We start from the raw sequence: 26,493 nt of genomic DNA, 5'->3' as shown, positions 1-26,493 counted from the left end.
TGCGTTCTCCTCAATGTTTTATCCTCTCACGATAGCTTTCATAGTCAAAAAAAGGGCTGGTGGCCGCGGTATGGCACCTGAGGCATAATGATCTGTCGACAGCCATCGTTGCCTTCCCCTCCCGGACATGATCTTTTCCGGGGCCATGGCATACCTCGCACTGCACATCGGCAAGCCCGGGCGTGGCCTTCTTGCTGTAGAAGCCGCCTGCCTCACCGAAACCGGTAGTATGACATACTACGCACTCGGGGTCTTTTGACTTGCCTACCCTCTCCAGGGTCTCGAAGGCCCTGGCGTGCCTGGTAGCCTTCCAGCTCTCGGAAAATGGCTCGTGGCATTCAACGCACGCCGCCTCCCCGAGATACGGCCCAAGGCTTGCGGCCTCTTTTTCTTTTTCAACCAGAAGCGCTGCCACCTTTGTATCGTATTCCTTGAGTATGGCGCGCACGCGCGCGTCTTCTTTCACCTCTTTGCCGAGGGGCTGCCACCTGTGGCTAAAGCCGGATACCTTTCCATGGCTGTCGAGAGAAAGCTTAAGCACCCCGAGCTTCTCGCCCTTGGGATAGCCTGAGATGATAATAGATCCTTCTATCCTTACAGGCTCGTCCAGGAGCTCGCCGGAAGAGGTGATCACTACGTCCCAACCACTTACGTTCTTTAACCCGGTTACAGGCTTCTCCGTTAAAAGGACGTTCAGCGGCCCCTTTTTAAGCCCCTTTGGGTCTGCGCTTATATTTACCCTGATCTCACCGCGCCTGGTCTCAATAGACCTGCGCTGCCCAGGGATATCGGTGATAGCGTTCTTGCCTGGACGCACATTGAGGGAAGCAGGCGGCACGGCGGCGCTTTTAAAGAAGGCCAGAGCGTCATAACCCATTACCGCGAAAGACCTTAAGAGGGCCTCTGATTTGAGCCTCCCCTGGGCGGTATCCTCAGCGAGCGAGTTTCCCGCGTCTATAAGTATAAAGGGCTTTAGACTGCCGCCTTCTTCCATGAGAAAGCCGGAAAGCCTTGCCAGCCCGCCGGATTGGGTCTCCGGGGAACAGCCGCACGGCTCAAGCTCTCCCTTTATGGCGCCGGTATAGAGGATCTGAAGGCTCTCCTGCGCCTGTGCCTTAAGAGGCAGCAAGGCGATAGCGAGCGTAAAAACAAATATCCTGAGCAATAGGGCTCCTTGGACATTGTGAAAGCAATGAAGCACTTTGACCAATATATAAATATATAGGATTTCTTTTTCCCAAGCAAATACTAAAGCAGGATAGAGGAGAGGACGGACCGATAGGACGTGGAAATATTCAAAGGGCCTTCAAGCGCATTCCCTGAGGGCCCGCGCGGCTATCTCACCGAGCGGAAGCACGCAGTCAACGGCCCCGGCCTTTACAGCCTCTTTCGGCATGCCGTAGACCACAGAGGTCTGCTCGTCCTGCGCTATGTTGAATGCGCCGGCGTCCTTCATCTCGAGCATGCCTTTGGCCCCATCGTCGCCCATGCCGGTAAGTATCACGCCGACGGCGTTCTTCCCGGCGTACATGGCCGCGGAGCGGAAAAGGACGTCTACAGAAGGCCTGTGCCTGGAGACAAGCGGGCCGTCTTTTATCTCGACATAATAGCGCGCGCCGCTCCTTTTAAGGAGCATGTGCCTGTTCCCCGGCGCGATAAGCGCCCTGCCCCTTATGACGGTGTCGTCGTCCTGCGCCTCTTTTACGGTGATGGCGCATTGGTCATTGAGCCTTTTCGCGAAAGAGGCGGTGAACTGCTCTGGCATGTGCTGGACGATGACGATACCAGGCGAATCAAGGGGCATGGACATGAGAAACTCGCTTATAGCTTCAGTCCCGCCGGTCGAAGCGCCGAGCACGATGACCTTCTCTGTCGTGCGGAGCATCGCCTTCGTCGGCTTCGTCTTCGCGAGCACGGCGTCAGCGTTGAGCTTGCGTGTTATCTGCAGCGGCGCGTGCGCTTTCCTGAGCTTTGCCATGGCCGCCGCCCTTATCGCGTCGCATATGATGATGCCAGATTCCTCGAGGTACTCCCTTGTGCCGAGCTGCGGCTTCTGGATTATCTCTACGGCCCCGCACTCCAAGGCCTTGTGCGCGGTCTCCGAGCCGCTTTCAGCGAGGCTCGATATCACGACCGAGGCTATAGGGTGCTGCTCCATTATCCTCTGCAAAAAAGTGATCCCGTCCATGCGAGGCATCTCGACGTCGAGGGTCATTACGTCCGGAAGCTCATGGGCGATCTTCTCAGCGGCCAGATACGGGTCGGCGGCCGTGCCTATGACCTCGAGGTCAGGCTCGGCTGATATTATCTTCGCGAGCACCTTGCGCACTACCGCTGAATCGTCGACTACGAGGACCTTTATCTTACCGTTTGTCGTCATTCCTGCCTATCTTCCTGACGTAGACCTCTCCGGTGGCGGTAAGGAAGGTTATCTTCCTGCCCTGGGTGCCTCCTACGTCCATGCCTATTATCGGTATGCCGGCTTCCTGAAGGGCGTTCTGCGCGAACAGGATATTTTTCTCGCCGATGTTCATTACGCCGGAGTTCTCAAGCACCTTCCCTCCCCCGAAGACCTTCGCCTTCATCCGGGCCTTGCGGCACCCGAGATCAAGGAGCCTTTCTATAAGCATCGGGATGGCGATATTGCCGTACCTCGGCACCTTGAGGCCGTCTCCGTTCCAGAACGGCAGGAGATAATGGTTGATCCCCCCCATGCATACACACGGGTCCCAGACGCAGACCGAGACGCAGGAGCCGAGGACGGTGGTGACGCTGTGGCTCCCTGGCTCGGCAAAGAGCATGCCTGGATAAAGGTAATAATTCGGCTGTATGGTGGCTGCCTGAAGCAATGTCAGAACCTTTCGGCCTCGGCTGGGATAAAGAACTCGGCCCCGTCCATCGATATCGCCCCGGCTGACATGTCAGCGTCCGCCTCAGGCACCCTTAAGACAAAACGCGCGCCTTCTCCGATGTCGCTTTCGACCTCGATGGAACCACCGAGGAGATCTGCCGTGGCCTTTACGATGCTCAAGCCCAGGCCGTGTCCGCAGTGGCGCTTGGTCGAGCCGCTGTCAAGCTGTTTGAACCTCGAAAAAATAGAGCTGTGCTTGGAGCGCTCTATCCCGGGCCCCTGGTCGGCTACCGAGATACTGAGGCAACCCTCTTCTCTCGCCACATCTATCACCACCGCGCCGCCCTCAGGACTGTACTCGATGGCGTTGGAAAGAAGGTTTGAGACAGCCCTGTGCAGCATCTCCGCGTCGGTCCTGAAAACACCCCCGGAGAGCTCGCCCGGCATGACCCTTACGGCGACCTTCCTCTCAGAAGCCCTATGCGCAAAGGTGGCGGCAACGTCGTTCAGGATAGATTCGACGTCCACGCCGGAAAAACCCGGGACAGCCTCGCCGGCCTCGAGCTCGGCCGCGGCGAAGATGTTCCTCAGCTGGAAGTTCAGGTTGAACGCCTCTTTGTGTATAAGCCCTATTATGGACCTGACTGTCGCGTAGTCGGGCTCGTCATCACCGGAGATAATAAGCTCAGAGATGGCAAGCACAGAGGTGAGCGGGTTGTTGATCTCGTTTCTGATATTCGAAAGGAAGCTCGACTTGACCCTCTCGGATTCAACCAGCTTGGTGTTGAGATCCTCGAGCTTGCCGGTCAAATCCCTTAGTTCCTCATAGGCCCTGTCCTTGGCCTCGAGCCTCTGCCTTATTACCTCCAGAAGCTCCTTATCCGAGAGGTTTTCCATCTATTCCTCCTTGAATCAGTATCTTACGTAAACGGACGCCGCCACCTTCTTGAGCGGCAGCCCAAGCCCTGAGAGCGTCTCTGAATGGCCCAGAAAAAGATAGCCTCCGGGCCTTAGGTATTCACAGAATTTGCTGAAGAGCCGCTCCTGCGTCTCCTTGTTGAAATAGATTATAACGTTCCTGCAGAAAATGATGTCGAGCCTTCCCTCGATGGGAAAGGTCTCGTCCATCAGATTGAGCCTCGTGAACCTGGCCTTCCCCCTTATCTCAGGACAGACCCTCACAAGCTCTCTGGAGCTGTCTTTGCTCCTCAGGAAATACCGCCTTTTCACGGCCTCAGGCACAGGCGCTATCCGCTCCTCCTTGTAGACGCCTTTGCAGGCATATTCAAGGACCCTCGTGGAAATATCGGTAGCCAGGACCGAGAAATCGAGGCCGATCGAAGGTTGGCTTGAGGCGAAATCGCTCATGACCATCGATATGGTATAGGGTTCCTCGCCTGTTGAGCACCCCGCGCTCCAGACCGAGACGAAAGGGCCCGTCTCGGAGATGATCACCGGCAGGACGGTGCGGGAGAGAAAATCAAAATGATGCGACTCCCTGAAAAAATCGGTCTTGTTGGTGGTGACCAGGTCGAGCATCTGGACCAGCTCGCGAGAGAGCCCCTCAGGGCTGAAAAGCAGGTCGCAGTACTCTGTAAAGCCCTTTAGCCCGAGGGCGCGCAGGCGCTTCTGAAGCCTCGATTCCAGGAGCGCCTTTTTCGCCGGCGGCATCTTTATACCGAGCTCTTTATGGATAAAAGAGCTTAAGCGCTGGAAATCATCGTCAGAGAGCCTTTTGAGGCCCGGAGCCTGAAAGAGTTCATGACCATGAAGGTCTGCCGCGCATTCCATAAGTTATTCCGTTACGCGCTCTGGGCGGTCGTGCCGCCAAAGTCTGCCAGCTCATCCGCCGAGAATATCCTGTCGATATCCAGGATGATTATGAACTGCTCGTCCTTCCTGCCCATGCCCTTTATGAACCCGGTATCGAGCCTTGTCCCTATCCTCGGCGCAGGCTCTATCTGGGAAGGCTCAAGCTCTATGACCTCCTGGACAGAGTCGGCCAGCGCGCCAAGCACCAGTGCCTCGCCGTCTACCTTTATCTCAACTATGACGATGCATGTGTTAACAGTCTGCTCGGTCCTGCTCATCCCGAACTTGAGGCGCATGTCCACCACAGGCACCACGCTGCCCCGAAGGTTTATAACCCCACGCATGAAATCAGGCGTCCTCGGAACCCTGGTCACCGCGGTAAAATCAAGGACCTCCCTTACCTGCGTTATGTCGGTTGCGAAGACCTCGTCGTCCAACCTGAACGTGAGGTACTGCATGCTCTCGGATACTTCAGCCATACTCATGCCTCCCGCTCAGTATTTGACGAACTCGCCGTCTTCGTCGTCCCTGCCAGCGCCGAGGTCTATCTTGACGCCGCCGTTGGCCACAGCCTTCACCGGCCTGGCGTGCGCCTGATGGGCCCTCACCCTGGCCTGGGGCCTCGCCTTCACCATCGGCACTACCTTCCTCGCGCCTTCCGATTCGGCTATCTTGAAAAACGCTATCGTCGTCTGGAGCTGCTCGGACTGCGAGGAGAGCTCCTCCGAGGTAGACGCAAGCTCCTCGGCGCCGCTCGCGTTCTGCTGGATGACCTGGTCGAGCTGCTGCAACGCCTTGTTTATCTGCTCCGCGCCTGAGTTCTGCTCGGCGCTCGCGGCCGTTATCTCCTGCACCAGCTCAGAGGTCTTCTGTATGTCCGGCACAAGCTTGGCGAGCATCTCGCCGGCCTTTTCAGCTATCCCAACGCTCGACGCGGAAAGGTTACTGATCTCCCCGGCGGCTGTCTGGCTCCTCTCGGCGAGCTTTCTCACCTCGGAGGCAACGACCGCGAAGCCCTTGCCGTGCTCGCCGGCCCTGGCGGCCTCGATAGCGGCGTTCAAGGCCAAAAGGTTCGTCTGCCTGGCTATCTCCTCGATTATCGATATCTTCGAGGCTATCTCCTTCATCGCGCTAACCGTCTCGGTCACCGCCTGACCGCTCTCCTTCGCGTCAGCGGCGGACTTATGGGCTATCTTCTCGGTCTGCTGGGCATTATCAGAGTTCTGCCTTATGTTCGCGGTCATCTGCTCCATGGAAGAAGAAGTCTCTTCGATAGATGCCGCCTGCTCGGTTGCGCCCTGGGATATCTGGTGGGCGCCGCCTGAGAGCTCCTGCGCGCCGGAGGCAACGTTATCAGAGACCGCCCTTACGTTGGTGACAACCTCGCGGAGCTTCACGACCATATTCCTGAAGGCTTCCGTAAGCTGGCCTATCTCGTCTCTGCCCCTGACGTGCACGTCAACCGTAAGATCGCCCTGGGAGAGCCTGTTGGCAAGAGAGGTCACCTCTACGATAGGCCTGGCTATGATACCGGTAAGCAAAAAGACAAAGGTTACGGCGACGGCTATGGCCAGCACGGCAGCGGCGATCACCGTGTTCCTCGTAAAAACAGCGTTGCTGCTTGCCTTATTGTAAAGCTCCTGGCCGACCTTGTCCTGAATCTCTATAAGCATCCTGAGCTTTTCGTCTGTGACCTTGAACTTGGGCGGCACTACGACAAAGGCGTTGTTTTTAGCCTCCTCAAGCTTGCCCTGTACCGCGAAGTTATACGTATCCATAGTAACAGCGATATACTGCTGCCACGCGCCCCTGAACTCATCCAGGACCTGCCTCTCCTCAGGGGCCATCTCCACGGCTGATATCTTCTCAATAAGCCTCTCTATCTCTTTTTTGCTGCTCTCAGTGTTGTTGAAGAATTCCTGCCTCTTGCCCTGGTCCTTTTCCATCGAGATACGCAGCGCCGTCCTGGCTATGCCGTACAGGTTCCGACCTATCTCACCCAGGTCGATGGCCGGGACGAGCCTGTTGGCATACATGGAATGCATGCTGTCCCTGGTATCGGTGATGCGGTTCACGCTAAGCGCCCCAAATCCCACGATAATGACCACCACTACCGCAAAGCTCACGAAGAGCTTCGACTTAGTTTTCATATCCCTGAAAAACCCCATTGGAAAACCCCCACTTTTTTGTTAACCAGACTTGTTATCGTTCCACAGCCATATTAAAAAACAATCAAACAGCTCTCTCAGGACCCATACGGCTCGCCGGGTCAGGCTGAAAGCCGCAGCGCCTCTATGGATTGGATCAGCCTTGGCACATCGAGTATGAGCGCCACCCTGCCGTTGCCGAGTATCGTCGCCCCGGAGATGCCTTTGACTTCCCTGTAGGCCCTGCCAAGGGACTTGATGACCGTTTGCACCTCGCCAAAAAGCTCATCGACCACAAGCCCGATCTTGTGCCCTGAGTACTGCACTATGACGATATTCTCGTACTTCGCCGAATCCCCGGACTGGTTAAAAAACTCGCGTAGCCTTACGAATGGCAGAACCTCGCCACGGAGGTTTATGTAGTTCCTCTTTCCAGCTGCCTTTCTGTCCTCTTCCGAAAGCTCCATGCACTCGACGACCATGTCGAGCGGGATTATGTAAGGGGAATCCCCGATGCCGACCATGAAGCCGTCTATTATCGCCATTGTAAGCGGGAGGCGGATCCTGACAGTAGTCCCTGCGTCCAGGCTGCTCTCCATGTCTATAGTGCCACGGAGGGCCTCTATGTTCTTCCTTACGACGTCCATGCCGACCCCCCTGCCGGAGAACTTCGTGACCTCGGCGGCGGTCGAGAAGCCTGGCTCGAATATGAGCTTATATACCTCGGAATCTGTGAGCTGCTGGCCGGGGGTGATGAGCCCGAGGGAGGCGGCCTTGGCGGCTATCTTCTCCCTATCGAACCCCTTTCCGTCATCGATGACCTCTATTACTATGCTCCCGGCGTCATGACACGCGTTAAGGCATATTGTCCCGGACGGCTTCTTGCCACGCTCCCCTCTTTCCTGAGGCGTTTCAATGCCGTGGTCCGCGGCGTTCCTTACCAGGTGCATTAGCGGGTCGCTTATCTTCTCGATCACGTTCTTGTCGAGCTCCGTGTCCGCGCCGGATATCACAAGTTCTATCTCCTTGCCGAGGTCGCGGCTTATGTCCCTCACGACCCTTCTGAAGCGGCTGAATGTATCGCCTATTGGCACCATCCTGACCTTCATGGCGCTCCCCCTGATCTCCTCGACAAGGCGGAGCATCATGGAGGCCGACTCCTGCATGGACGTATCGGCTATCCTCTGCGCGTGCTGGTCTATGCTGGCGCCGGCGATGACGAGCTCGCCTACGAGGTTCATCAGGGAATCGAGCTTGGCGGCGTCTATCCTGATGGTTGCGGCCTCCCTCGCGCTCACCACCTTGTTCCTCTTCTGCTTCTCAAGAGCCGCGTCTATTATCTCGTGGTAAGTGGAGCCCTCGTTTACGAGTATCTCGCCTATGCGGGGCCTGTCCGTCGATCCCGGCCTTTCGTTCTGCATTTTGAGGGCCGAGTCGAGCTCTTCTCTCGTGAGCGCGCCGCCTTTAACGAGTATCTCGCCCAGAAGGAGCGTATTCTCAGGCTGATTGTTTATGAGCTCTATATACGAGGCTATCCTGCTGCAGGGGGGAAGTATATGTATGAAACTGTCCTCGCGCACAAACTCGAAGACGTCGTAAAGCGACTGTTTGTCGAAGTCGCTTTTAATGTCTATCTCGAAGCCAAGGTAGCAACTCTCATGGTCCATCTCAGCCGGCGCCGGCATCGAGCATAAAAGTGTAGTGATGCTCGTGATCTCGCCCATCTTCGCCAGATACGAGATGAACGATATCGGGTCCATGCCGCCTCTCAGCACGTCTTTCCCGAACCTTATCGAGATATGCCACGCGTCGGTATTGGAGCTGGGCCCGTGTCCCGCTTCGCTCACCTGTTCCTGGGCCGCCGCCTGATGCCCCGAATCCCCTGCCCCAAGGCAGGCGTTGAGCCTTTCCGAAAGTTCGCTATCCTGCCTGAGCACTTCCGCGGGGAGCTCTTCCGTATCGCCGGAGGCGCGGTCTATCAGCGTGGCGATGTGGTCCCTGCACTGCAGGAGGAGCTCAACGTTGCCAGGTGACGCCTTTATCTCCCCTGCCCTCATCTTATCCAGAAGGTTCTCGGCAAGGTGCGTGAACCTCTCAACTGTCCCGATGCCAAGCACCCCGGACGAGCCCTTTATCGTATGAGCCGCCCTGAATAGCGCGTTCAGGGCGTTCTGGTCGGCAGGGTCGCTTTCCAGCTCAAGCAGAGCGCTCTCCATCTCACGAAGGAGGTCCTGGCTTTCGGCTATGAAGGTATTCCTTACCTGTCCGAGATCGAGTTCCATCTATGCGCTCTCCCTTTCCGCTCCGAAGAAGTCCCTGAGGTCGAAAAGGCCTATGACAGCCTCGACCTGGGGGCTTGCCAGGGCCATCCTGAACGGTTTCTCGCACCTTTGCGCTTCCCTGCGCGCCAGCAGCAGCACCTGAAGGCCCGCGGTATCGATCTCGGAAACACCAGAAAGGTCGAGCGCTATATCGCGCGCGTCCGCGACCGCCTTGATAAGCCCTTCTTTTATCTCGCCCGCGTTATAGATGTTCATCTCGCCATCTATCCTCACGCGGCATGCTTCACCGGATGTTCTAACGTACAGCGGCATATCGCCTCCTCAGGGCAGTATCAGTTTGGCTACGGCTTCGAGCATCTGCTCCGGCTTGAAGGGCTTCACGACCCATGCCTTTGCCCCGGCGGCCTTGCCTTCCTGCTTTTTGGATTCCTGCGACTCGGTGGTGAGCATTATCACGGGAGTGAACCTGTGGCTCTGCCTTTCCTTCAGAGATTTAAGGAACGAGATGCCGTCCATGTTAGGCATGTTCACGTCGCATACGATGAGGCTTACCCTCTGGCCATCGAGCTTCCCGAGCGCGTCCGATCCGTCGCACGCCTCTACGACATCGTACCCGGCCCTTTTAAGGGTCAGGTTCATCACCTGCCTTATTGAAACCGAGTCATCAACAACCATTACAGTCTTAGCCATTTCTCTCCTCCCAGCTTAAAAGAACGTTACGTCGCTTTGCGCCGCCGGCCTTACAGCCTGGGGCCGGGCGCCCCCGCCTGTCGAATCGGCCACTGAATCGTGCGTGAACCTCTGGTTCTCCATCACATAATGCTTGTGCACGTCCTCTATGCCGAACTCGCTTATCCTGCAGACCCCGGTATTGCACAGGCACTTGTCCTCAAGGCAGCCCTCCAATGCCTTCATATGCTCGCCGCCTTCGGTTATGGTCTTTATGACAAGCTCAATCTGCTGGCGGACTATGTCCTGGAACTGGACCCCGGAGATAAGTTCGAGCACCTCTCCGGCCACCTGGGCTCCGCTCTCGCTCACCTGCTGGAGTATCTGCATGTTGAGGCTGTCGAGCTTACGGTAACCCTCCCCGAGCCTGGAGAGCTGGGACTGAAGCTCGACAAGCTGGCTGGACTCATCGTTGTTCCTGCCCTGGTTGAGCTTCACAGCGAACTTGTGCTCTATCTCGTCGGCCATCTTTACCATGGCCTTGCCTATCTTGCCGGCGGCCTCATCAGAATGCTTTGAGAGCTTTCTCACCTCGTCCGCCACTATGGCAAAGCCCCTGCCGTGCTCGCCGGCCCTGGCCGCCTCGATGGCCGCGTTCAGGGCCAGGAGGTTGGTCTGGTCGCTTATCTCCTTCAGGAGGTCGACAAGGCCGGTCATCGACCTGGCCTCCTGGGCGAGCGCCAGCACCGTCTTGTAGTCATCATCTATGTCAGCCCTGCGCTTTTCTATGTATCCCTTGAGGCTTGCCATGTTGGTCTCGTTACGCCTTATCGTCTCGCTGGAAGCGGCCGCCAGCGACTCGCTCTGCCCCTGGAGGTCCTCTATGGTCTTCTGCATCATGCACATCGAGGCGTCTATTTCCCGCGACTTGTTTATTATCCGGCCTGCCGCCTGTTCGGTATGCCTTATCACTTCGTCAAGGTGGCCGCTGGTCAGGATGTTGAGGTCACGCTGGGAGCTGAAAAACCTCTGAAGCCGCTGCCTCCTGGCGGTATAGTGCTCCGTCCCTTCGGCCAGTTCCCTTATAAGCTCTTCATCCCCAAGCTCAAAGAGCTTTACGCCAGGGCGCCTGCACGAGATCACGGTAACGAGCACGGCCAGGGCCGTGAAAACACCTGAGACCATGGCGCTTTCAAGGCTGGAGCCAGAATAAAACCTGAACGCGATAGCGAAGGCAACAAGCGCAAGACCGGCGGCAACGGGCTTCCACTTGCCGCCAGAGCTGGAAATCATGAATTCGTCAAGCACAGAAACGGAGCTCTTATGCATATATCTCCTGATACTCGTCCTCTTTATTTATTATCGGAACGGGCTTATTCCCCTGTATAGGATTGGAGGCTCATTCTTGGTCTGAAAAGGATTGAATTACGAGTAGTACAAAGGGTGGATGGAAGTATGGGAAAAGGATTGAGTAAGATAACGTCCTGCAGATCCCCTTTAAAACACCTGTAAATACAAACGAAACAGGCCCTCTGGAAGGTTTGTCCGGTTAGCGGAAGTGGCGCAAGGTCCGGATATAATCCCTCAAAAGCTCAAGGAGCATCGAGTTCCTGAGGTCCTGGCCCGCCTCAAACTCAAGGTACTGAGCTATCCTTTTAAGGAACTCCGTGTTCGGGGTCTTACCTATCTCAAATAGGAACATGGCCTCATCCACGTTGGATTTAAACCAATCCGGAACAGACTCATAGCCTGACCTCATCTTGAGGTCCCTGAGAAGATTACAGATCCGGGATTCGCTTTCGCTCATGATCGCCTCCTTGTTTATTAGCAGGTTGCTCAAAAAGGTCCATATGCGAGGCTATTCTCGCCGTTTGATGAATGAGGCTTACTTTTTCAGCGGCCTGTCGCACAAAAAAACCGGACAGGCCTTAACCTGTCCGGTCCAAGCGGTAGGCACCAGCTTAATCAAGGTCGCACTCGCTTTTTATCTTATCGACGGTGCTGGGCCCAAACCCCGGGATGCTCATGAGGTCGTCCAGACTCCTGAAAGGCCCGTGCTCGCTCCTGTAATCTACCAGTCTTTTCGCCTCGTTAACGCTGATACCTACGTTTTTTTTGAAGTCATCAACATTCGCGCTGTTGATGTGACATATCTTGCGTGCCATATATTCCCCTCCTTCCTTCAAGGGATTTCATATCTGGAAGTTGTTCTCCTAATATAACTTTAGAGCTTTTTAATGGCTTGTCAAGTTACTGTAATTGCTAAAGAAAAACCATGAAACAGGCTTTTTTTTGCTGCCGCGTTCCCCCTTTCCTCACTTAAAGCGGGTATGTAAATCTTCCAAAAATTGGTAGAATCAGAAATATTAAAAAAAACAGGTCAGGATGGATATAAAATGAAGAAATTCCTGCTTTCAGCCCTCATCCTTTTCCTGGCAGCGGCTTGCGCCAGGGTTCCCTACACGGAACGCGAGCAGTTCATGATGGTCTCGGAGGAGCAGGAGGAGGCCGTCGGTGAGACCCTTTTCCGGCAGGTCAAGAAGGAATCCGCCCTGAGCGATGACCAACGCTACAATTCACTGGTGCGGGAGGTTGGGTCAAGGATAGCCGCGGCTGCCGACAAGCCGGAGTTCAAATGGGAATTCGTCGTTATCGACAGCCCTGAGGTGAACGCCTTTGCCCTGCCTGGGGGCAAGGTGGCCTTCTATACCGGCATTATGCCCGTCACACAGGACTCCTCCGGCATCGCTGCCGTTATGGGGCACGAGGTCGCCCACGTCATCGCCAGGCACGGCGCTGAGAGGATGTCGCAGCAGCAGGCGCTCTCCATCGGGCAGAGCGCCCTTTTGGCGGCCCTCTCCGGCAGGAGCCCCGTGGTGCGGGAAGGGGTGATGCAGGCCTACGGGATAGGCGCGAAGGTGGGCCTCCTTCTCCCCTACAGCAGAAAACACGAGCTTGAGGCCGACAGGATAGGCCTTATACTCATGGCAAAAGCTGGATACAACCCTCAGGCCGCCATAGACTTCTGGGAAAGGATGCTCGCCAGGGACAAAGGGACAAAGCCCCCGCAGTTCCTCTCCACCCACCCAAGCGACCGCCATAGGATAGAGGCGCTAAAGGGTTTTCTGCCTGAGGCGATGACCTATTACGCTAAAGCTTCGGGTAGGTAGCCCTCTAAAAAAGCGGGATAGCTCAGCTTCCCGTCCTTTGTTCCTCCATTACACCGTCCCGGCCCGGTTTTTCAGAAGTCAGTCCATATTGATTTTTGTCATTATTATTCTCCTGTGATTGTTGCAAAATACAATTTGCAGGTTACTGAAAAATTCAAACACAGGTTCAGGCTTCAAATGAGGTCAAGATGCAAGGAGTCGAAACAGGAGGAATGAGGCAATACTTGGATGGTACGCCGCAGATTGGCCTTTTTCAGCAGCCTATAAGGAAAAAAGAAATAGGAGGGACAGAATGGGGAATATATTGGACGTCAGGCAGATGGTGCCAAGGGACCGGCATTCAAGGATATTCGAGACCTACAACAACCTAAAGCCGGGAGAGTCTTTCATACTCGTAAACGACCACGAGCCAAAGCCTCTCCTGTACCAGTTCCAGGTCGAGCACGATGGCGAGTTCGACTGGTGGCCGCTCGAGCAGGGGCCGCAGGCCTGGAGGGTGAGCATTGTAAAACTGGCGGCCCCGTCCGTGAACAGGACCATAACCGACTACCTTCAAACCGACCACAGGAGGCTCGACGAAATATTCGAAAGGTTCCATTCGGCCGTAAGGGAGGGGCGTTGGGATGACGCTTCCACGGACTTTAGAGAGTTCAGCCTCGGCCTCAAAAGGCATATAAGGATAGAGGAGGATATCCTCTTCCCCGTATTCGAGGAGAAGACCGGCATGCGGGACGCAGGCCCTACCTTCGTCATGAGGATGGAGCACAAAGATATACAGGCCCTGCTCGACTCCATACTCTCCTCGACCGACGGCCATGACGCGGCAGGGGTCAAAAACGGCTCAAGCTCGCTTACAGGCGTCCTCCTGGACCACAACATGAAAGAGGAGCATATACTCTACCCGGAATCGGACTCCTTCCTCTCTGATGCCGAGCGTGCGATGGTAATAAAAAAAGCTCAGGCCGCGTAATGTGGTTGAAGTAGCCCCGGCTTGCCGGGGCTACTTCTGCTTGAGAGCTCCTGTCTCGACCAGCCTCTCCAGACATCTCCCTTTGAAATAAGGCCCTTTCCTGTCTGTGTCGGCAAGCGTATTGGAAAAGAACATGACGCAGTCCGCGTCCTGGCAGTGGCCAAGGCCGCAGGTATGGCCAAGCTCGTGGGCGGCCTCGGTAAGGGTCCTTCTCCGGAGAAGCGTCCTGTCCTCAGGCCTGTCATAGAAACCCTCGCAGAGCCTTAAAATCGATATCACGGCCGCCTTTGACCCGGCCTCGCCGAAGACGAAGTTGAGCCCTGAGGCGAAAAGGTCCTGGGCCACTATGCCGAGCACCCTTTCATGGCGCATATCAGGCATATCCATGATCGAATATATTATCGAGGTCGAGCTGTACTGCCCCCTTTCGGGGTCATAGGCGAAGGCAGGCCTCTGCAGAGCCTTTCCAGCGAAGACCTTTTACCCGAAGAGCTTTGCGAGGTCAAGGCAAAGCTCTTCTACTATCCTTTTGTCCACCCGGCCAAATGGCAGTATCAGTATGTCCATCCGACCCTCCTCAAAAAAAGCCACATTCTGATTATAGCCCCCGGTTTTGCCCGTCAGCCGCTAACGGGTATATAATCTAACAGGTTGCTGAAAAACTCAAAACCAGGCCCAGGCTTCAAATGAGGTCAAGACGCAAGGAGTCGAAACAGGAAGAATGAGGCGTACCTGGGTACGCCTCAAACGGATTTTGAGGACGACACCGCGGATTGGCCTTTTTTCAGCAGCCTGCCAACATGAAAGGAGGGATGAGCATGATACCCAAAAGGCTTGAAAACCTTCTGAACGAAAAGCACGTATGGTTCAAGTCACTCGTCCACCCGGAGGCTTACACCGCGCAGGAGATAGCCGCCACGCTGCACGTAAAGGGCAAAGAACTCGCCAAATCCGTAATAGTCCGGGCAAACGGAGATCTCGTGATGGCGGTCCTGCCGGCCCATTGCAAGGTGGACTTTAAAAAGCTCAGGGAGGCGCTCGGAGAAAAAGCCGTAAAACTGGCGAGCGAAGATGAGTTCCGCGGCGTCTTCTCCGATTGCGAGACCGGCGCGGAGCCGCCTTTCGGCAACCTTTACAACATAGAGACGGTCGTCGACAGGTCTCTTACAGAGGACGAGAATATCTACTTCAACGCGGGCACCCATTACGAGGCGGTGGAGATGAGGTACAAGGATTTTGAGGAGATCGTAAAACCGAGGGTCGCCGAGTTCGGAGAAGAGCCCTGAGCCGTATCATGCATCCAGAGAGGTCTTGAGCCCACCCTCAAGACCTCAGCCATATTATATTCCAGCCCCTTACCGGAATCCTTTGACAATCCCTGAGATTTAAATTATTTTTTTGGTTTATGGGATCTCACATGAAAGATACAGGCCTCACGACAGGCACGGCGCTTATATGGGCGTATAATGAGCTGTCCAAAGGCGGCGTTCCGGACGCACGGAGCGAATCAGAGTTCATCCTCATGCACATCCTTGGCGCGAAAAGGCACGAGCTGCTGCTTAACGCTGGGAAAAAAATCGGCGAAAGGGATGAGAACGCCATCAGGGACGCGGTAAAAAGAAGGCTCAACAGGGAGCCTTCGCAGTACATCTTCGGCGAGGCGGAGTTCAGGGGGCTCGTCCTCAAGGTCACCAGGGACGTCCTCATACCGAGGCCTGAGACAGAGCTACTGGTCGAAGAGGCGATAAAGACGATAGGGCAGACAAAAGAGCGCCTTACTATAATCGACCTCTGCACGGGCAGCGGGTGCATTGCGGTCTCGACCGCCAAAGAGATCCCCGGCGCTATCGTCTATGCCTCGGATATCTCCGCCAACGCCCTTAAAGTGGCAAGCGAGAACGCCCAAAGGGCCGGTGTCGCTGAGAGGGTAGTATTCCTCGAAGGAGACCTCTTTGGCGCGCTGCCACGGGAGCTTCGAGGCAGGGCTCAGATGCTCTTATCCAACCCGCCCTATATAGCGGATATGGAGATAGAAACGCTCGACCCGGAGGTAAAGGATTTTGAGCCCAGGGGCGCCCTTGCCGGAGGCGCTGACGGGCTCAGGTTCATAAGAAGGATATTGCGGGAGGCCCCAGCATGGCTTGCCCCCGGAGGCTGGCTGGCTATCGAGATAGGCTACGGCCAATCAAAGGACGTAATGGCTGAGGCAGAGGCCACAGGCGCTTACGACAATATCAAAATAATCAATGATTACGGTAAGATAGAAAGGATATTTAAGGCCAGGTCAAAGGCATGAAAGCCTTAAAGGCTACTGCTAATCTCCACTTGCCATATCCAGCAGCTTGCACTTTTCCCACAGGGTCTTCCTTGACACCCCCAGGAGCTTGGCCGCCATAGTCTTATTCCCCTTCGTCTCTTCGAGCACCTTCGCGATATAGCGCCTCTCAAAGTCCTTCATGGCCTTTGTAAGGTGCTCGTAGCTATTACCGTTATGGAAGGCCTTGAGGCAGTCGCTCAAATTCGCGCCGCTTATCTCGTCGGGTAAGTCCCAGGGCTGGACCTCATCGCTCTTGCCCATCACCACCGCCCTTTCCACCGCGTGCTCAAGCTCTCTCACGTTCCCAGGGAATGGGTGCTTGAGGAGCAGCTCAAGGGCGTCAGCGGAAAACGACTTGACGTTCTTCTTGTAAAGGCTGGAATAGTAGCCCAGGAAGTGATTGGCAAGCATCACTATGTCGCCCTTCCTCTCCCTGAGGGGAGGAAGCGTGACCGGGACCACGTTAAGCCTGTAGTAGAGGTCTTCCCTGAATGTGCCCTTGTGCACCTCTTTTTTAAGGTCCCGTTGCGTTGCGCAGATTATCCTCACGTCCACGCTTATGGTCTCGGTCCCGCCGAGCCTGTCGAACTCCTTCTCCTGGAGGACACGTAGAAGCTTCACCTGTATCGCGGGAGTAAGCTCGCCTATCTCGTCCAGGAAGATCGTCCCCTTGTTCGCGAGCTCGAACCTCCCCTTCTTCTGCTTTACCGCCCCCGTGTACGCGCCTTTCTCGTAGCCGAAGAGCTCGGCCTCAAGGAGGGTCTCTGGGATAGCCGCGCAGCTCACCTTTATATAAGGCTCGTCCCTCCTGGGACTCGTCGTATGGACGGCGTTGGCGACAAGCTCTTTCCCTGTGCCGCTCTCGCCCAGGATAAGCACGGTGGAATCGGTCTGCGAGATGACCTTTATCATCTCGAATATCTCGTTCATCTTCTCACTTCCGCCGATTATGCCGCTGAAGTTGTACCTGCCCTCCACCTGCTCCTTGAGCATGATGTTCTCGCGCTCGAGGTCCTTGACCCTCAATATCCTCTTTATCATGAGAAGGAGCTCGTCCATGGAGAACGGCTTTGTTATGTAATCATAGGCACCGTACTTCATGGCCTCTACCGCCGTCTCTACCGCCCCGTAAGCCGTTATCAGGATTACGAAGGTATCAGGGGAGAGCCTCTTGCAGGATTTCAGGACCTCTATACCGTCCACGTCAGGCAGCCTCAGGTCGGTTATCACTATGTCGAAGCCGCCGTCCTTCGCAAGGGCTATCCCTTCCCTGCCGGAGGCGGTCTCAAAGACCTGGCAGCCGTCCCCTTTCAAGGCGTCGCTTATGGAGATGCGCATCAGCGGCTCGTCGTCTATTATGAGTATCCTCGATTCCCTTGCCAAAGCCCCCTCCTTACGCCTGTCCCGGGTTTATAGGCAGCAGCACCTTGAAGGTGCTGCCCTTGCCCGGCTGGCTTTCGACCTCAATCCTGCCCTTATGCCGTTCTATTATACCACGGCTCACCGACAGGCCCAACCCCGTGCCCTTGCCGACGCCCTTGGTCGTGAAGAACGGGTCGAAAATCCTTTTGAGGTTATCCTGGGGTATGCCGCAGCCGTTGTCGGCGACCTGTATGCAGAACCAGCGCCCCTCGTACTTTGTGCTCACCTCTATGCGCCCGGCGCCAGAGACCGACTGGACCGCGTTTAAGATGAGGTTCACGAGTATCTGCTCGATCTGGTGCTTGTCGACGAGTATTGGCGGCAGCCCCTGGCCGAGGTTCACCACGAGGCTCACGTCCTTGCCCTTGACCGAGTGGACGAAGAGCGGGATTATGCCCTGTATCATGGCGTTCAGGTCCGTAAGCGTAAGCTCAGGGGCGTGCTGCTGCGAAAACTCCAGAAGCTGCCTTACTATCTTCTGCACCCGCCTTATCCCGTCCTCCATGAAATCCAGGTACTCGGCCTTGCGCTCGTCGGTAAGGCTGCAGTTCTTGAAGTTGTAGAGGCAGTTAAGGATCCCGCCAAGGGGGTTGTTGACCTCGTGCGCTATCCCCGCGGCGAGCTGTCCCACGGCGGCAAGCTTCTCGCTCGATATGATATTGCTCTCCATCTCCTTTTTCTTGGTAACGTCCTCCGACATCCATACGACGTACTCAGCAGGCCCCTGTACGCCGGTAAGGACTGGGAATATGCTGGTAAAGATGACCATCTCGGCGCCGTCCGGGCCCGAGAGCTTGTATTCGATGCTTCTCGCGCGCCCGGTCTCAAAGACGCTGTCCACGATCTTTTCCAGCTCTCCCCTGAGGCCGTCAGGGGTATGGGCCATGAAGTTCTCGTTATGGCAGTCCTCGCCGGGGCTGTCGCACCTGCATATCGGGCATGCTTCAGAGGCGTGCCGGTTCCAGACCACTATGGCCTTGCTCCTCTCAAGGACGTAGAGGCAGTACGGCAGGCTGTTTATTATCGACTCGATGAGCTTTTTCTGCGTTGCGACCTTCTCCTGGCCGGCCTTGATGCTATGTTCCTTGTCGCGAAGGCTCTGCAGCATCAGCTCGAAAGTGCGGGCCAGGTCCGCTATCTCGTCCTTGCCCTGGGTCGCAGAGCCTATCCTGACGTTCAAGTCGCCGGAAGAGACCATCTGCGCCTTTTTCTTGAGGGAGAGTATAGGCCTGGTGATGACATAGGTCAGGAAAGAGGCCACGCCGGTGGCCATGAAGAAGCCGAGAAGCGCGATTGTAGTTACGGCCTTGATGTTCCTGTACTGGAGCTCTACGAACTTCTCCTTTGGCACACCCACGAAAAGCGAGCCTATGATCCTGGCCTCGTAGTTTATTATCGGGTCAAAGGCGGCGACATAAGCCTTCTGAGCTATCTCGGTCTCCCCCCTGTAGCCAAGGCTCCTGTTTATCTCGCCAAGGACCTGACCGGGGATAAGATGGCCTACGGTCCTCCTGCCGTTCTTATCCGTCACGTTGGTCGACACCTGGACCTGCCCCATCGCTATGGTGACAAGGGAGCCCGGGATGGACTCGGCCAGAGTATCAGGCACGAATGAGTCGTTGTTTATGAGGTCGCCCGTGATGATGGCGCCCAACACCGCTCCGGAGCCGTCCATCACCGGCGTTATGACGACGAGCATCATCCCGTCCTTGACCGCGCTCTCCGCCACCCCCGTCTCTGACTCTATCCGCGCCCTGGCGTCGATGCGTTCCAGGGTGAGGATATCGCGCGGGACTATCTCGGTAGAGATGAAGGAGCTCTTCAGGCTGATGGACTTCTCAACAAGGCCTTTGAATGAGAGCCTGTAGCCTGTAGCCTGGGTGTTGTAGGAGGCTATCGTATAGGCTTTTGGGTCGACAAAGGCCCAGAGGTCGACATAGGGCCTGTACCTTTTCCATTCGATTATCTGCGCCCTCAGGAGGCTGGAGTCCTTTCTCCTGATGGCGTCCTTGATGGCGCGCTCGGTAGAGGCCTGAAGCATGCCGTACTGCATCTGGTAGGCGCGCGCGTAATATTGCATCCATGCGGCCTTCAGGTTGTTGTTGATAGTCTCCTGGGCGTCTTCTTTTTTGCTTGAGCTTATGAGGTTGGTGGTAAGGAATGCCAGGAATACGGTCGGCAGCAGCGTGGCCAGAAGGAATGAGAGTATCAGTTTGCTGCCTATGTTCATCGCGCGGACATCACCGGTAGCCGCTTGAGGGCGGCTCAAAAAAATCAATCAATATGAGTGGTTACAACAGCCAGAATAGTATAAACCAGAGGCGAAGTCAAGGAAGGCGTTGAGGCAAAAAAAAGAGGGAAGGAGCCTTTGAGCATCCTTCCCCGTCTAAGTTTGACAGCCCGTCAAGATAGTGCCACCCCTGCCGCTATAGTGATTATCACGGCGAGCAACGCTATGAACTCCCCTACATTCAGTTTGTCTGTCCTCATGGCCCTGCCTCCTTTTTTGGTTTATACCCTTGATTGCCGCCCCAGTATCGCGTACTGATTATTAAAGAGGCATTAGAGCAGAAGGACAAACCCGGAGGCTATTGAGTGACAGTTGTGCTGATTCTATCAGATTACTTCTTCTTTGTCAATACCAGCCCTCGCGCCGTAATGTGCGGGTATGGTAACGCGGTTTACGCTCCGGAGCCTTTTTTTCATGGGCCCTAAAGGAGAGCGCCCTCCCAGCTCAAGGCCCGTTACCGCGACCCTGCCGATGCGCTTGACCCCTCCCCTGTCGGCGTAAGCGAATATCTGGTGTATTACAAAGGGCTTCCCCTTGGATATCCCTATATGGAGCATCACGTGGCCGTTAAGTGTCAAAAGGGTCACACCCGGGTCCGCCTCCCTCAAAGCCATGGCTATATCTTCTCTCGTGCCGTACTCGTCAAGATGGGCCCTGACATCGCCTATTGATCCCTGCTGCCTTGAGTTCCTTGGCAGCCTTAGCCCCACCGTGGCGAAAAGGTCCTGTATGAAAAGCGAACAGTCCCTGAGCCCTTCCCTTCCTCCCCAGCCGTACTCCTCGCCGAGCATCTTGAAGGCCTGTCTTATTATGTTCCTCCTCGTATAGGGAAGATAACCACGGTGGACGCCCGCCCTCGGAGATATGTAAGCCTCGGTCCAGACAAGGGCCCCGTCCTCCCCCCTCACAGGGAATTTGACGGCCCATGGAGATCTACCCTTCCTTGCCCCGGCGAGCGCGAGCACGCCGCTCATGGCGACCTCCCCGGCCTCCTCTTTAAGCCCGTAATCGCCATAGACCTTGACCTTGCTTCCGGTCACGACGAGAAAATCGCCTGGCTCATCCAACACGTCATCCCTTTCACCGAAGGCCACCTTGTCCATCCTTATCCATCCCCTCAAGTCCCTGGTCTGGAAAAAGCCCCATCGCCCGTCCCTGCTCGTATGCAGGAGCGCGACCTTCTCAGGTGGATATATGCTCGAGTACTGCAAGGTATCGAAGCCCCGGCCGCTCCCGGTGCGCAGCGACTCCTCCGTTGGAAGGCCCCTTACGTCGGCCCTCTCGACTATGACGCCAAACCTCACCTCGATCTCTTTTGCGATGCCGTCGAGGTACATGTTCCAGGCCAGGTCGTTGAAGAAGCCCTCCTGGACCTTCTGCCCGGCGGAATCGTACAAGGCAGCCGGATAGCCGAGGATATCCCAGAGCCATTCAAAGACCCTTTCACCGGAGATGACCTCTGGCATGGAGCTTAACTCCGCCATCTGATCGATGTTCTCTATCGTAATGCGGTTGAAAATAGCTATCTCTTCCGGGGTAAGCACAAGCTTATCCGGGTTTTTAAGCTTCCCGATCCAATAATCAGGGCTATTTGCCTTACGGAGTCCGTCACCGGCGTATGAAAGCGCCGGTATCAGGAAAAGAAGGAGGAAAAGAAAGGCTAAGAGTATCTTCCTGGGCACTTCGAGGCTCAGATATTTTACTTCACGGTCCGACGACTTCACGGCGCTTACCTGTTTCATCTTCTTCTTTTTTTTAACTAATATCGGCAGGCTTGGCGTTCCTCTTTACCCTTGACTCTCAATAGGCTCTAATCTACTATCATAGCCGCCGATTAACACTGTATAATAAAGGCAATGGGAAGGCTGTGACTTAAGGTCCAGACCTTGTTGTTTCGATGGAAAGAAAAGACCTGCTGGCCGGCTACATCCTCGTAGCGGCCTCAAGCCTGGCGTTCTCCGCCAAGGGCATCTTCGCAAAGCTCATCTACGGCTACGGAATAGACCCGGTCACGCTCCTGGCCTTAAGGTTCGCCATAGCCATGCCCTTTTTCTGGGGCGCGGTACTCTTGTTCCCCTCGCCCAGGGTCTCCTGGAGGGACTTCCTTTACCTCGTGCTGAGCGGGCTCCTGGGGCTTTACGCCGCTGCGCTCTCTGATTTCTGGGGGCTTCTCTACATAGACGCCTCCCTTGAACGCGTCATACTGTACACATATCCGGCCATAGTCACCATCCTGGCGGCCATATTTTTCAAGGAACGGATCACAGGCAAAAAAACCGTCTCGATCCTGCTTACATACGCAGGCCTGGCTCTTGCGCTCAAGGTTACGAGCGGCATAGGAGAGGCCTATGCCATCGGGGCCGGCCTGGTCCTTTTCTCAGCCATAATTTATTCGCTAAGTTACATACTTACGGAAGTTATCTCAAGGCGTGTATCAGGCGTAAAGATAGCCGCTTACGGCACCACCGCGGCCACCTTCGCCTTCCTTGCCCAATGGCGCGGGAGGTACGTGCCTGAAGAGCCGGGGGCATGGGTCCTGCTCGCCGCGCTGGCATTGGTCTCGACCTTCATCCCCGTGCTTACGCTTGCCCTCGGGATAAAAAGGATAGGCGCGTCGAAAGCGGCGCTCGTAAGCTTCATCGGCCCTGTATCTACAGCCGTTCTTGCCTGGCTCATCCTGGGGGAAGAGATGGACTTGGTGCAGTTAGCGGGTATGGGGCTTGTTATAGCGGGGGTGCTTGCCATTTCCTTCGACAAGTCCGGCAAGGGGCGTACATGACGCCTGTCAGTTTTTAACACTCCCGGCAGCCTTAAGGAAACAGCCGAGGCTCTTATCCAATTCTCCGATGTGGTTTATAAGCCAGTCGACGACCTCGCGCTGGACCTTTATTACAAGCGCCGAAGAAGGGCCGGATTCGAACTCTTTTCTAAGCCGGGCGATCTCGTCTATGAAACCCGTATGCTCGGCAAGATGCGCCACCATGCCCGGGTAATGATATTTATCCATGGCCTGCTCTTCGGCCTCAAAATGGGTAACGAAGTACTCATCGAGAAAATCGAAGATAGTCCTCACCTCATCCTTTCCGTAGCCGACCGCCATGGCGTCAAGCAGGCGGTTTATGCGCTTGAAAAGCTCCTTGTGATGCCTGTCCTGCCAGTCAAGCCCTGTGGAAAGGTTCCTGCTCCACTCAATGCCCATACACGAATACCCTCTTACGAAATATATCTATTTTATTAAAAAATCAGGTAAAGAGGAAGATAAAAATAGGAAGGGACCGCGACGGCGGCGCAGAGGGCCTTTTTAAGCCACCTGCCATGGAAAGGGGAATAAAGAAGCGGGCAGTTTAAGGGTCATGCCCGGGACCATCCTGGGCACCCCTCACTGCAATGGGCAACCCTGGGGAGAGCGTACCTTGTCATCTTCATCACCCCTTTCTCGTGGACTGACAGGCTGCTTTTTGAACAGCCTTACCTGGTAAGCGAAAGAACCGCCCAAAGACCTTCGGCCCTTCTACTCCATCTCCATATCTTCCTGGCTCGCCATCTCACCGGCGGAGCCCATCTCTTCGTCCATGCCGGTATCCATCGAAAGCATATCTTTTAGCTTGCCCTTCTGCTCCGTGGTAAGGAGCTTTTTAAAGTCCTCTACGCTTTTGATACCGGCCATCATGAGATCAGCCTTCTTCGATAGTATCTCGCCTATCTTGCCCTTGACCTTGTCCATGTTGACAGGGTCACTCATGAGAAGTTCGTGGAGCTCTATCCCGGCTATCTTTATCTCAGCGCCTGTCCTTATCGCCTGTTTCTTGAAATTCATATGTATCTCTCGCGCGCTGGCCCTCTGGTCGGCGCTGAGATTGAGCCCCTTTACCGCCTTCATCATTTTACCATACATGTGGCCGAAAATGGGGGCCATCATGCCGTCACCTCTCGCATGGCCGCCCTTCATGCCCTTACCACCCATCATGGGGCATGGCGGGCACTGTCCCATTGCGCCCATGCCACTCTGGCGGTCGCCCATCATGCCACCCATTCCCCCGCCGCCCGTCATGCCGCCCATCGCATCGCCTGGCATCTTGGCGAGCTGAACGTTTATATTCTCGGTCGTGCCGCCCCTGTTTACCTCAAGGGCAACCGTGGAGCCCACGTCCGTAGAGCGCACCCTTGAGATGAAATCGTCCGCCCCTGTTACGTCCTCGCCATTGAGCTCAACGATAACATCGCCCATCTGTACCCCGGCCATGTCAGCAGGCCCGCCTTTGACCACATCCGAGACCATGACACCCTGTGCCTCGGCGAGCCCCATCGACCTTGCGGCCTCTTCGTTTACCTCCTGAATGGTTATCCCTAGCCAGGGGCGATTCTGTATCGCCTGCTCATCAACCGCCGCCTGTATGTCGTACTCTGCGTAAACAGGGATGGTAAAAAGGAAGGAAAATGCGAGAATCAGGCCTGCCAACAGCGTTTTGTGTCCCATGCCTACCTCCTTAAAGGTTTGTTCAAGGGATACGGCGCGTACAAAGCCCTTTCGTTTGATATGCTTTTGCGGATACAGAATCTGTTTTAAGATGTCGCTGAAAAACGCAAGATCACATTCAGGCTAAATGAGGTGTGAGGCATACTTATCTGGTACGCCGCTTTTGACGCGACAAAGACGGCGCCAGAGATCGGCCCTTTCAGCAGCCTGTTAAAACAAGGTGGCTAACCCGGAAGAAACCTGCTCTCTATCCAGCCGCGGAGCACCTTCCAGGGCTTTGATTTTACCTTGTCGAGGACCCAGCGATAGAACCGAGCGCACTCTTCCTCTCCCCTGATGACGTCATAATACTTAAGCATTATATCAGGGTCTTTCTCGAGCATGCTGTACCAGAGCCTCGGATGGTTATAAATGAGGTCGGCGAGCTTGCCGGCTGACCTGAACTCCGGGACTATCTCCCGCTCCAGCCAGCCCTGGTACACATCCAGGCTGCCTGTGCCTTCAATATAGTCTATTATAGCAGAGGAAGCAGCCTTGGCTGTGCGGATGGCAAAATATATGCCCTCGCCAAGGAAAGGGTCTACAAGGTGCCCTGTGTCGCCCACAAGGAGCACCCTGCCTTTTACGGATGACGGAAGGCCCTCGTAATAAAGCGGGACCGTCCAGCCCTTCCTGTCGCTTACATCGAGCCCCTTGAGCGCCTCGTGCGTTGTGACGAAGGCGTTGAAGTACTCCTTTATCCTGCCCTTGACCTTTGACGTGTCCCCGGCGATGCCCACCGAAAGGTAATTTTTCTTCGGGAATATCCACGCGTACCCGTAAGGGACTGAGCCGAAGTCTATGAAAAGCTTTCCGTCATAGTCCCTCTCTGCCCTCTTGCAGGGGACCTCGGCGGTGATGGACACGGCTGATTCCCTGGGCTTGAGGCCGAAAAGCTCGCGGCCGGTAAAGCCGGAAGAGCCGTCAGCGCCGACCAGGACCTTGCCCTCGAAGGACCTTCCGTCAGCGAGGCTCACCTTGACAGAGCCCCCGGTATCTTCAGCCGAGATGACCCTTATGCCGTCTATCAGAAGGGCGCCGGCCTCTCTTGCCTTCCTGAAAAAGAGGTCGTCAAAGGTCTCCCGCATGACGTTGTAGCCAAGTGGACTATCTGACATGACGTCCATGGCCCTTGCCGACTTGTAGGTGAAGGTCGCGCCGAGGACCGTCTCTTCTATGGCAGGGGAGATGTCGAAATCGACAAGGCCTTTTATCTTGGTCGAGATGCAGCCACCGCAGGACTTGTACCTCGGGAACCTCTCCTTATCTACGCCGAGTACCTTGAGCCCCCTGGAGGCCAGATGGTAAGCTACGGTAGACCCAGCGGGCCCAAGGCCGGCCACTATAGCGTCGTACATCGCCTACTCGGTCTCCTTTTCCACGCTGAACTCCATCTCACCGCACCAGAACCCGGTCTTGTTAAGAGACTCGTGCTCCCACCTCAAGACCTTCAAGTGCCCCTTCTCCATCTCAAGGAGCCTGGTGAGGACAACCTTTTCAACCGGCTTTGAAGCCCCCTTCAAAAGCTTCGAGTAAAAATCAACCGCCGCCTCCTCATTCTCAATAGCTATCTGGACGGCGTTCAGGTCTGTCTGATTGGAGTTGAGCCTCTTTATAAGCTCGTTCTCCTCCGGATAGGGTATGCTCTGCGTAAGAGCGAAGCCTTCGGCAAGGGCCTGCTCATAGCTCAACCAGCCGAGCCCGCTCCTTATCGACTCCGCTATCTTGCCGACGACCACGATGTGGGCGAGCTCTTCCTTGGCGAGGTTGGCGAACACACTTCTACCCTTCGGGTCCTCGACAACGGAGGCCGCCGTCGTGTAGAAATGAAATCCGGCTATCTCGGTATTGTAGGCAGTGCCAAGATCTTCGAGAATCCTGTCCTGGGCCATTGACCCCTCCATTTTTTAAAGACCTGGCCTGCTTACCTTCTGCCAGTATCCGTCCTGCCGGCCTTGTCTATATCGTGCTTTTTCTCCAGCGCCTCGCCCCTAATCTTGTCCTCGCAGGCATGGCATATGGTGGCCTCCGACGGCCTGCCGCAGAT

Annotated in this window: 26 protein-coding genes; 5 read left to right on the top strand and 21 right to left on the bottom strand. The window is 55.6% G+C overall.

Features of this window, described 5'->3' with window-relative positions; all coding sequences use genetic code 11:
• Positions 1–10 precede the first annotated feature (10 nt).
• The 13 genes from A2V21_311465 to A2V21_311405 all read right to left on the bottom strand — a co-directional run bounded on the left by A2V21_311465 (position 11) and on the right by A2V21_311405 (position 11,926).
• Complete coding sequence (locus A2V21_311465) at positions 11–1,165, bottom strand: hypothetical protein (GenBank protein OIJ74826.1); 1,155 nt, start codon at positions 1,163–1,165, stop codon at positions 11–13.
• Between the two features lie 141 nt (positions 1,166–1,306).
• Entirely contained in the window at positions 1,307–2,380 is a 1,074-nt protein-coding gene (locus tag A2V21_311460; GenBank protein OIJ74825.1) for a chemotaxis response regulator protein-glutamate methylesterase, read from the bottom strand.
• On the bottom strand, positions 2,364–2,801 hold the full coding sequence (locus tag A2V21_311455) for a hypothetical protein (protein OIJ75167.1): 438 nt from the start codon (positions 2,799–2,801) through the stop codon (positions 2,364–2,366). Before A2V21_311455 ends, A2V21_311460 begins: the two co-directional genes overlap by 17 nt.
• A gap of 50 nt (positions 2,802–2,851) precedes the next feature.
• Positions 2,852–3,748 (bottom strand): hypothetical protein, encoded by an 897-nt coding sequence (locus A2V21_311450; GenBank protein ID OIJ74824.1) that lies wholly within the window; start codon positions 3,746–3,748, stop codon positions 2,852–2,854.
• A 15-nt stretch (positions 3,749–3,763) separates the two neighbouring features.
• Positions 3,764–4,642 (bottom strand): chemotaxis protein CheR, encoded by an 879-nt coding sequence (locus tag A2V21_311445; protein OIJ74823.1) that lies wholly within the window; start codon positions 4,640–4,642, stop codon positions 3,764–3,766.
• An 11-nt stretch (positions 4,643–4,653) separates the two neighbouring features.
• Positions 4,654–5,148, bottom strand: a complete 495-nt coding sequence (locus A2V21_311440; protein ID OIJ74822.1) for a chemotaxis protein CheW — start codon at positions 5,146–5,148, stop codon at positions 4,654–4,656.
• A gap of 9 nt (positions 5,149–5,157) precedes the next feature.
• Positions 5,158–6,831 (bottom strand): hypothetical protein, encoded by a 1,674-nt coding sequence (locus A2V21_311435; protein OIJ74821.1) that lies wholly within the window; start codon positions 6,829–6,831, stop codon positions 5,158–5,160.
• Positions 6,832–6,932: 101 nt separating this feature from the next.
• Positions 6,933–9,092, bottom strand: coding sequence for a chemotaxis protein CheA (locus A2V21_311430; protein ID OIJ74820.1), 2,160 nt, complete (start codon positions 9,090–9,092; stop codon positions 6,933–6,935).
• The gene (locus A2V21_311425; GenBank protein ID OIJ74819.1) at positions 9,093–9,404 is read right to left on the bottom strand and encodes a hypothetical protein; all 312 of its coding nucleotides are present in this window, start codon (positions 9,402–9,404) and stop codon (positions 9,093–9,095) included. It abuts the gene before it with no gap.
• Positions 9,405–9,413: 9 nt separating this feature from the next.
• On the bottom strand, positions 9,414–9,782 hold the full coding sequence (locus tag A2V21_311420) for a two-component system response regulator (protein OIJ74818.1): 369 nt from the start codon (positions 9,780–9,782) through the stop codon (positions 9,414–9,416).
• Between the two features lie 15 nt (positions 9,783–9,797).
• Positions 9,798–11,090: a hypothetical protein gene (locus A2V21_311415; protein OIJ74817.1), complete on the bottom strand. Its 1,293-nt coding sequence runs from the start codon at positions 11,088–11,090 to the stop codon at positions 9,798–9,800.
• A 220-nt stretch (positions 11,091–11,310) separates the two neighbouring features.
• Positions 11,311–11,601 carry a hypothetical protein gene (locus tag A2V21_311410; protein OIJ74816.1) on the bottom strand — a complete coding sequence of 97 codons (291 nt, stop codon included), beginning with the start codon at positions 11,599–11,601 and terminating at the stop codon, positions 11,311–11,313.
• A gap of 121 nt (positions 11,602–11,722) precedes the next feature.
• On the bottom strand, positions 11,723–11,926 hold the full coding sequence (locus A2V21_311405; GenBank protein OIJ74815.1) for a hypothetical protein: 204 nt from the start codon (positions 11,924–11,926) through the stop codon (positions 11,723–11,725).
• Between the two features lie 231 nt (positions 11,927–12,157).
• Here A2V21_311405 and A2V21_311400 point away from each other — a divergent pair, with 231 nt between their 5' ends.
• Positions 12,158–12,931, top strand: coding sequence for a hypothetical protein (locus tag A2V21_311400; GenBank protein OIJ74814.1), 774 nt, complete (start codon positions 12,158–12,160; stop codon positions 12,929–12,931).
• A gap of 292 nt (positions 12,932–13,223) precedes the next feature.
• Positions 13,224–13,901, top strand: coding sequence for a hypothetical protein (locus tag A2V21_311395; GenBank protein OIJ74813.1), 678 nt, complete (start codon positions 13,224–13,226; stop codon positions 13,899–13,901).
• Positions 13,902–13,931: 30 nt separating this feature from the next.
• On the opposite strand, the gene A2V21_311390 is transcribed toward A2V21_311395, so the two are convergent.
• Positions 13,932–14,288, bottom strand: coding sequence for a hypothetical protein (locus A2V21_311390; protein ID OIJ74812.1), 357 nt, complete (start codon positions 14,286–14,288; stop codon positions 13,932–13,934).
• A gap of 431 nt (positions 14,289–14,719) precedes the next feature.
• Between A2V21_311390 and A2V21_311385 the strand changes: the two genes are divergently transcribed.
• Together A2V21_311385 and A2V21_311380 are read left to right on the top strand one after the other, a co-directional pair.
• Entirely contained in the window at positions 14,720–15,187 is a 468-nt protein-coding gene (locus tag A2V21_311385; protein OIJ74811.1) for a deacylase, read from the top strand.
• Between the two features lie 131 nt (positions 15,188–15,318).
• Entirely contained in the window at positions 15,319–16,197 is an 879-nt protein-coding gene (locus A2V21_311380) for a protein-(glutamine-N5) methyltransferase, release factor-specific (GenBank protein OIJ74810.1), read from the top strand.
• An 18-nt stretch (positions 16,198–16,215) separates the two neighbouring features.
• Here A2V21_311380 and A2V21_311375 read toward each other — a convergent pair whose 3' ends face one another.
• The 3 genes from A2V21_311375 to A2V21_311365 form a co-directional block, all read right to left on the bottom strand.
• Positions 16,216–17,556, bottom strand: coding sequence for a hypothetical protein (locus tag A2V21_311375; protein ID OIJ75166.1), 1,341 nt, complete (start codon positions 17,554–17,556; stop codon positions 16,216–16,218).
• A 55-nt stretch (positions 17,557–17,611) separates the two neighbouring features.
• On the bottom strand, positions 17,612–19,870 hold the full coding sequence (locus tag A2V21_311370; GenBank protein ID OIJ74809.1) for a hypothetical protein: 2,259 nt from the start codon (positions 19,868–19,870) through the stop codon (positions 17,612–17,614).
• 386 nt (positions 19,871–20,256) lie between these two features.
• On the bottom strand, positions 20,257–21,672 hold the full coding sequence (locus A2V21_311365; protein ID OIJ74808.1) for a hypothetical protein: 1,416 nt from the start codon (positions 21,670–21,672) through the stop codon (positions 20,257–20,259).
• Between the two features lie 155 nt (positions 21,673–21,827).
• On the opposite strand from A2V21_311365, the gene A2V21_311360 reads away from it, so the two are divergent.
• Positions 21,828–22,709: a hypothetical protein gene (locus tag A2V21_311360; GenBank protein ID OIJ74807.1), complete on the top strand. Its 882-nt coding sequence runs from the start codon at positions 21,828–21,830 to the stop codon at positions 22,707–22,709.
• 6 nt (positions 22,710–22,715) lie between these two features.
• Here the strand turns inward: A2V21_311360 and A2V21_311355 are convergent, their stop codons facing one another.
• From A2V21_311355 to A2V21_311340, 4 genes are all read right to left on the bottom strand, one after another.
• On the bottom strand, positions 22,716–23,129 hold the full coding sequence (locus tag A2V21_311355) for a hemerythrin (protein ID OIJ74806.1): 414 nt from the start codon (positions 23,127–23,129) through the stop codon (positions 22,716–22,718).
• A 312-nt stretch (positions 23,130–23,441) separates the two neighbouring features.
• A complete protein-coding gene (locus A2V21_311350; protein ID OIJ74805.1) occupies positions 23,442–24,407 on the bottom strand; it encodes a hypothetical protein in 966 nt (321 codons plus the stop codon).
• A 224-nt stretch (positions 24,408–24,631) separates the two neighbouring features.
• Positions 24,632–25,804 carry a hypothetical protein gene (locus A2V21_311345; protein ID OIJ74804.1) on the bottom strand — a complete coding sequence of 391 codons (1,173 nt, stop codon included), beginning with the start codon at positions 25,802–25,804 and terminating at the stop codon, positions 24,632–24,634.
• A 3-nt stretch (positions 25,805–25,807) separates the two neighbouring features.
• Complete coding sequence (locus tag A2V21_311340; GenBank protein ID OIJ74803.1) at positions 25,808–26,350, bottom strand: hypothetical protein; 543 nt, start codon at positions 26,348–26,350, stop codon at positions 25,808–25,810.
• Between the last annotated feature and the right edge of the window lie 143 nt (positions 26,351–26,493).

The sequence above is a fragment of the Deltaproteobacteria bacterium GWC2_55_46 genome, from assembly GCA_001595385.3.
GTDB lineage: Bacteria > Desulfobacterota > GWC2-55-46 > GWC2-55-46 > GWC2-55-46 > UBA5799.
This window is presented reverse-complemented; position numbering and strand designations above follow the sequence as displayed.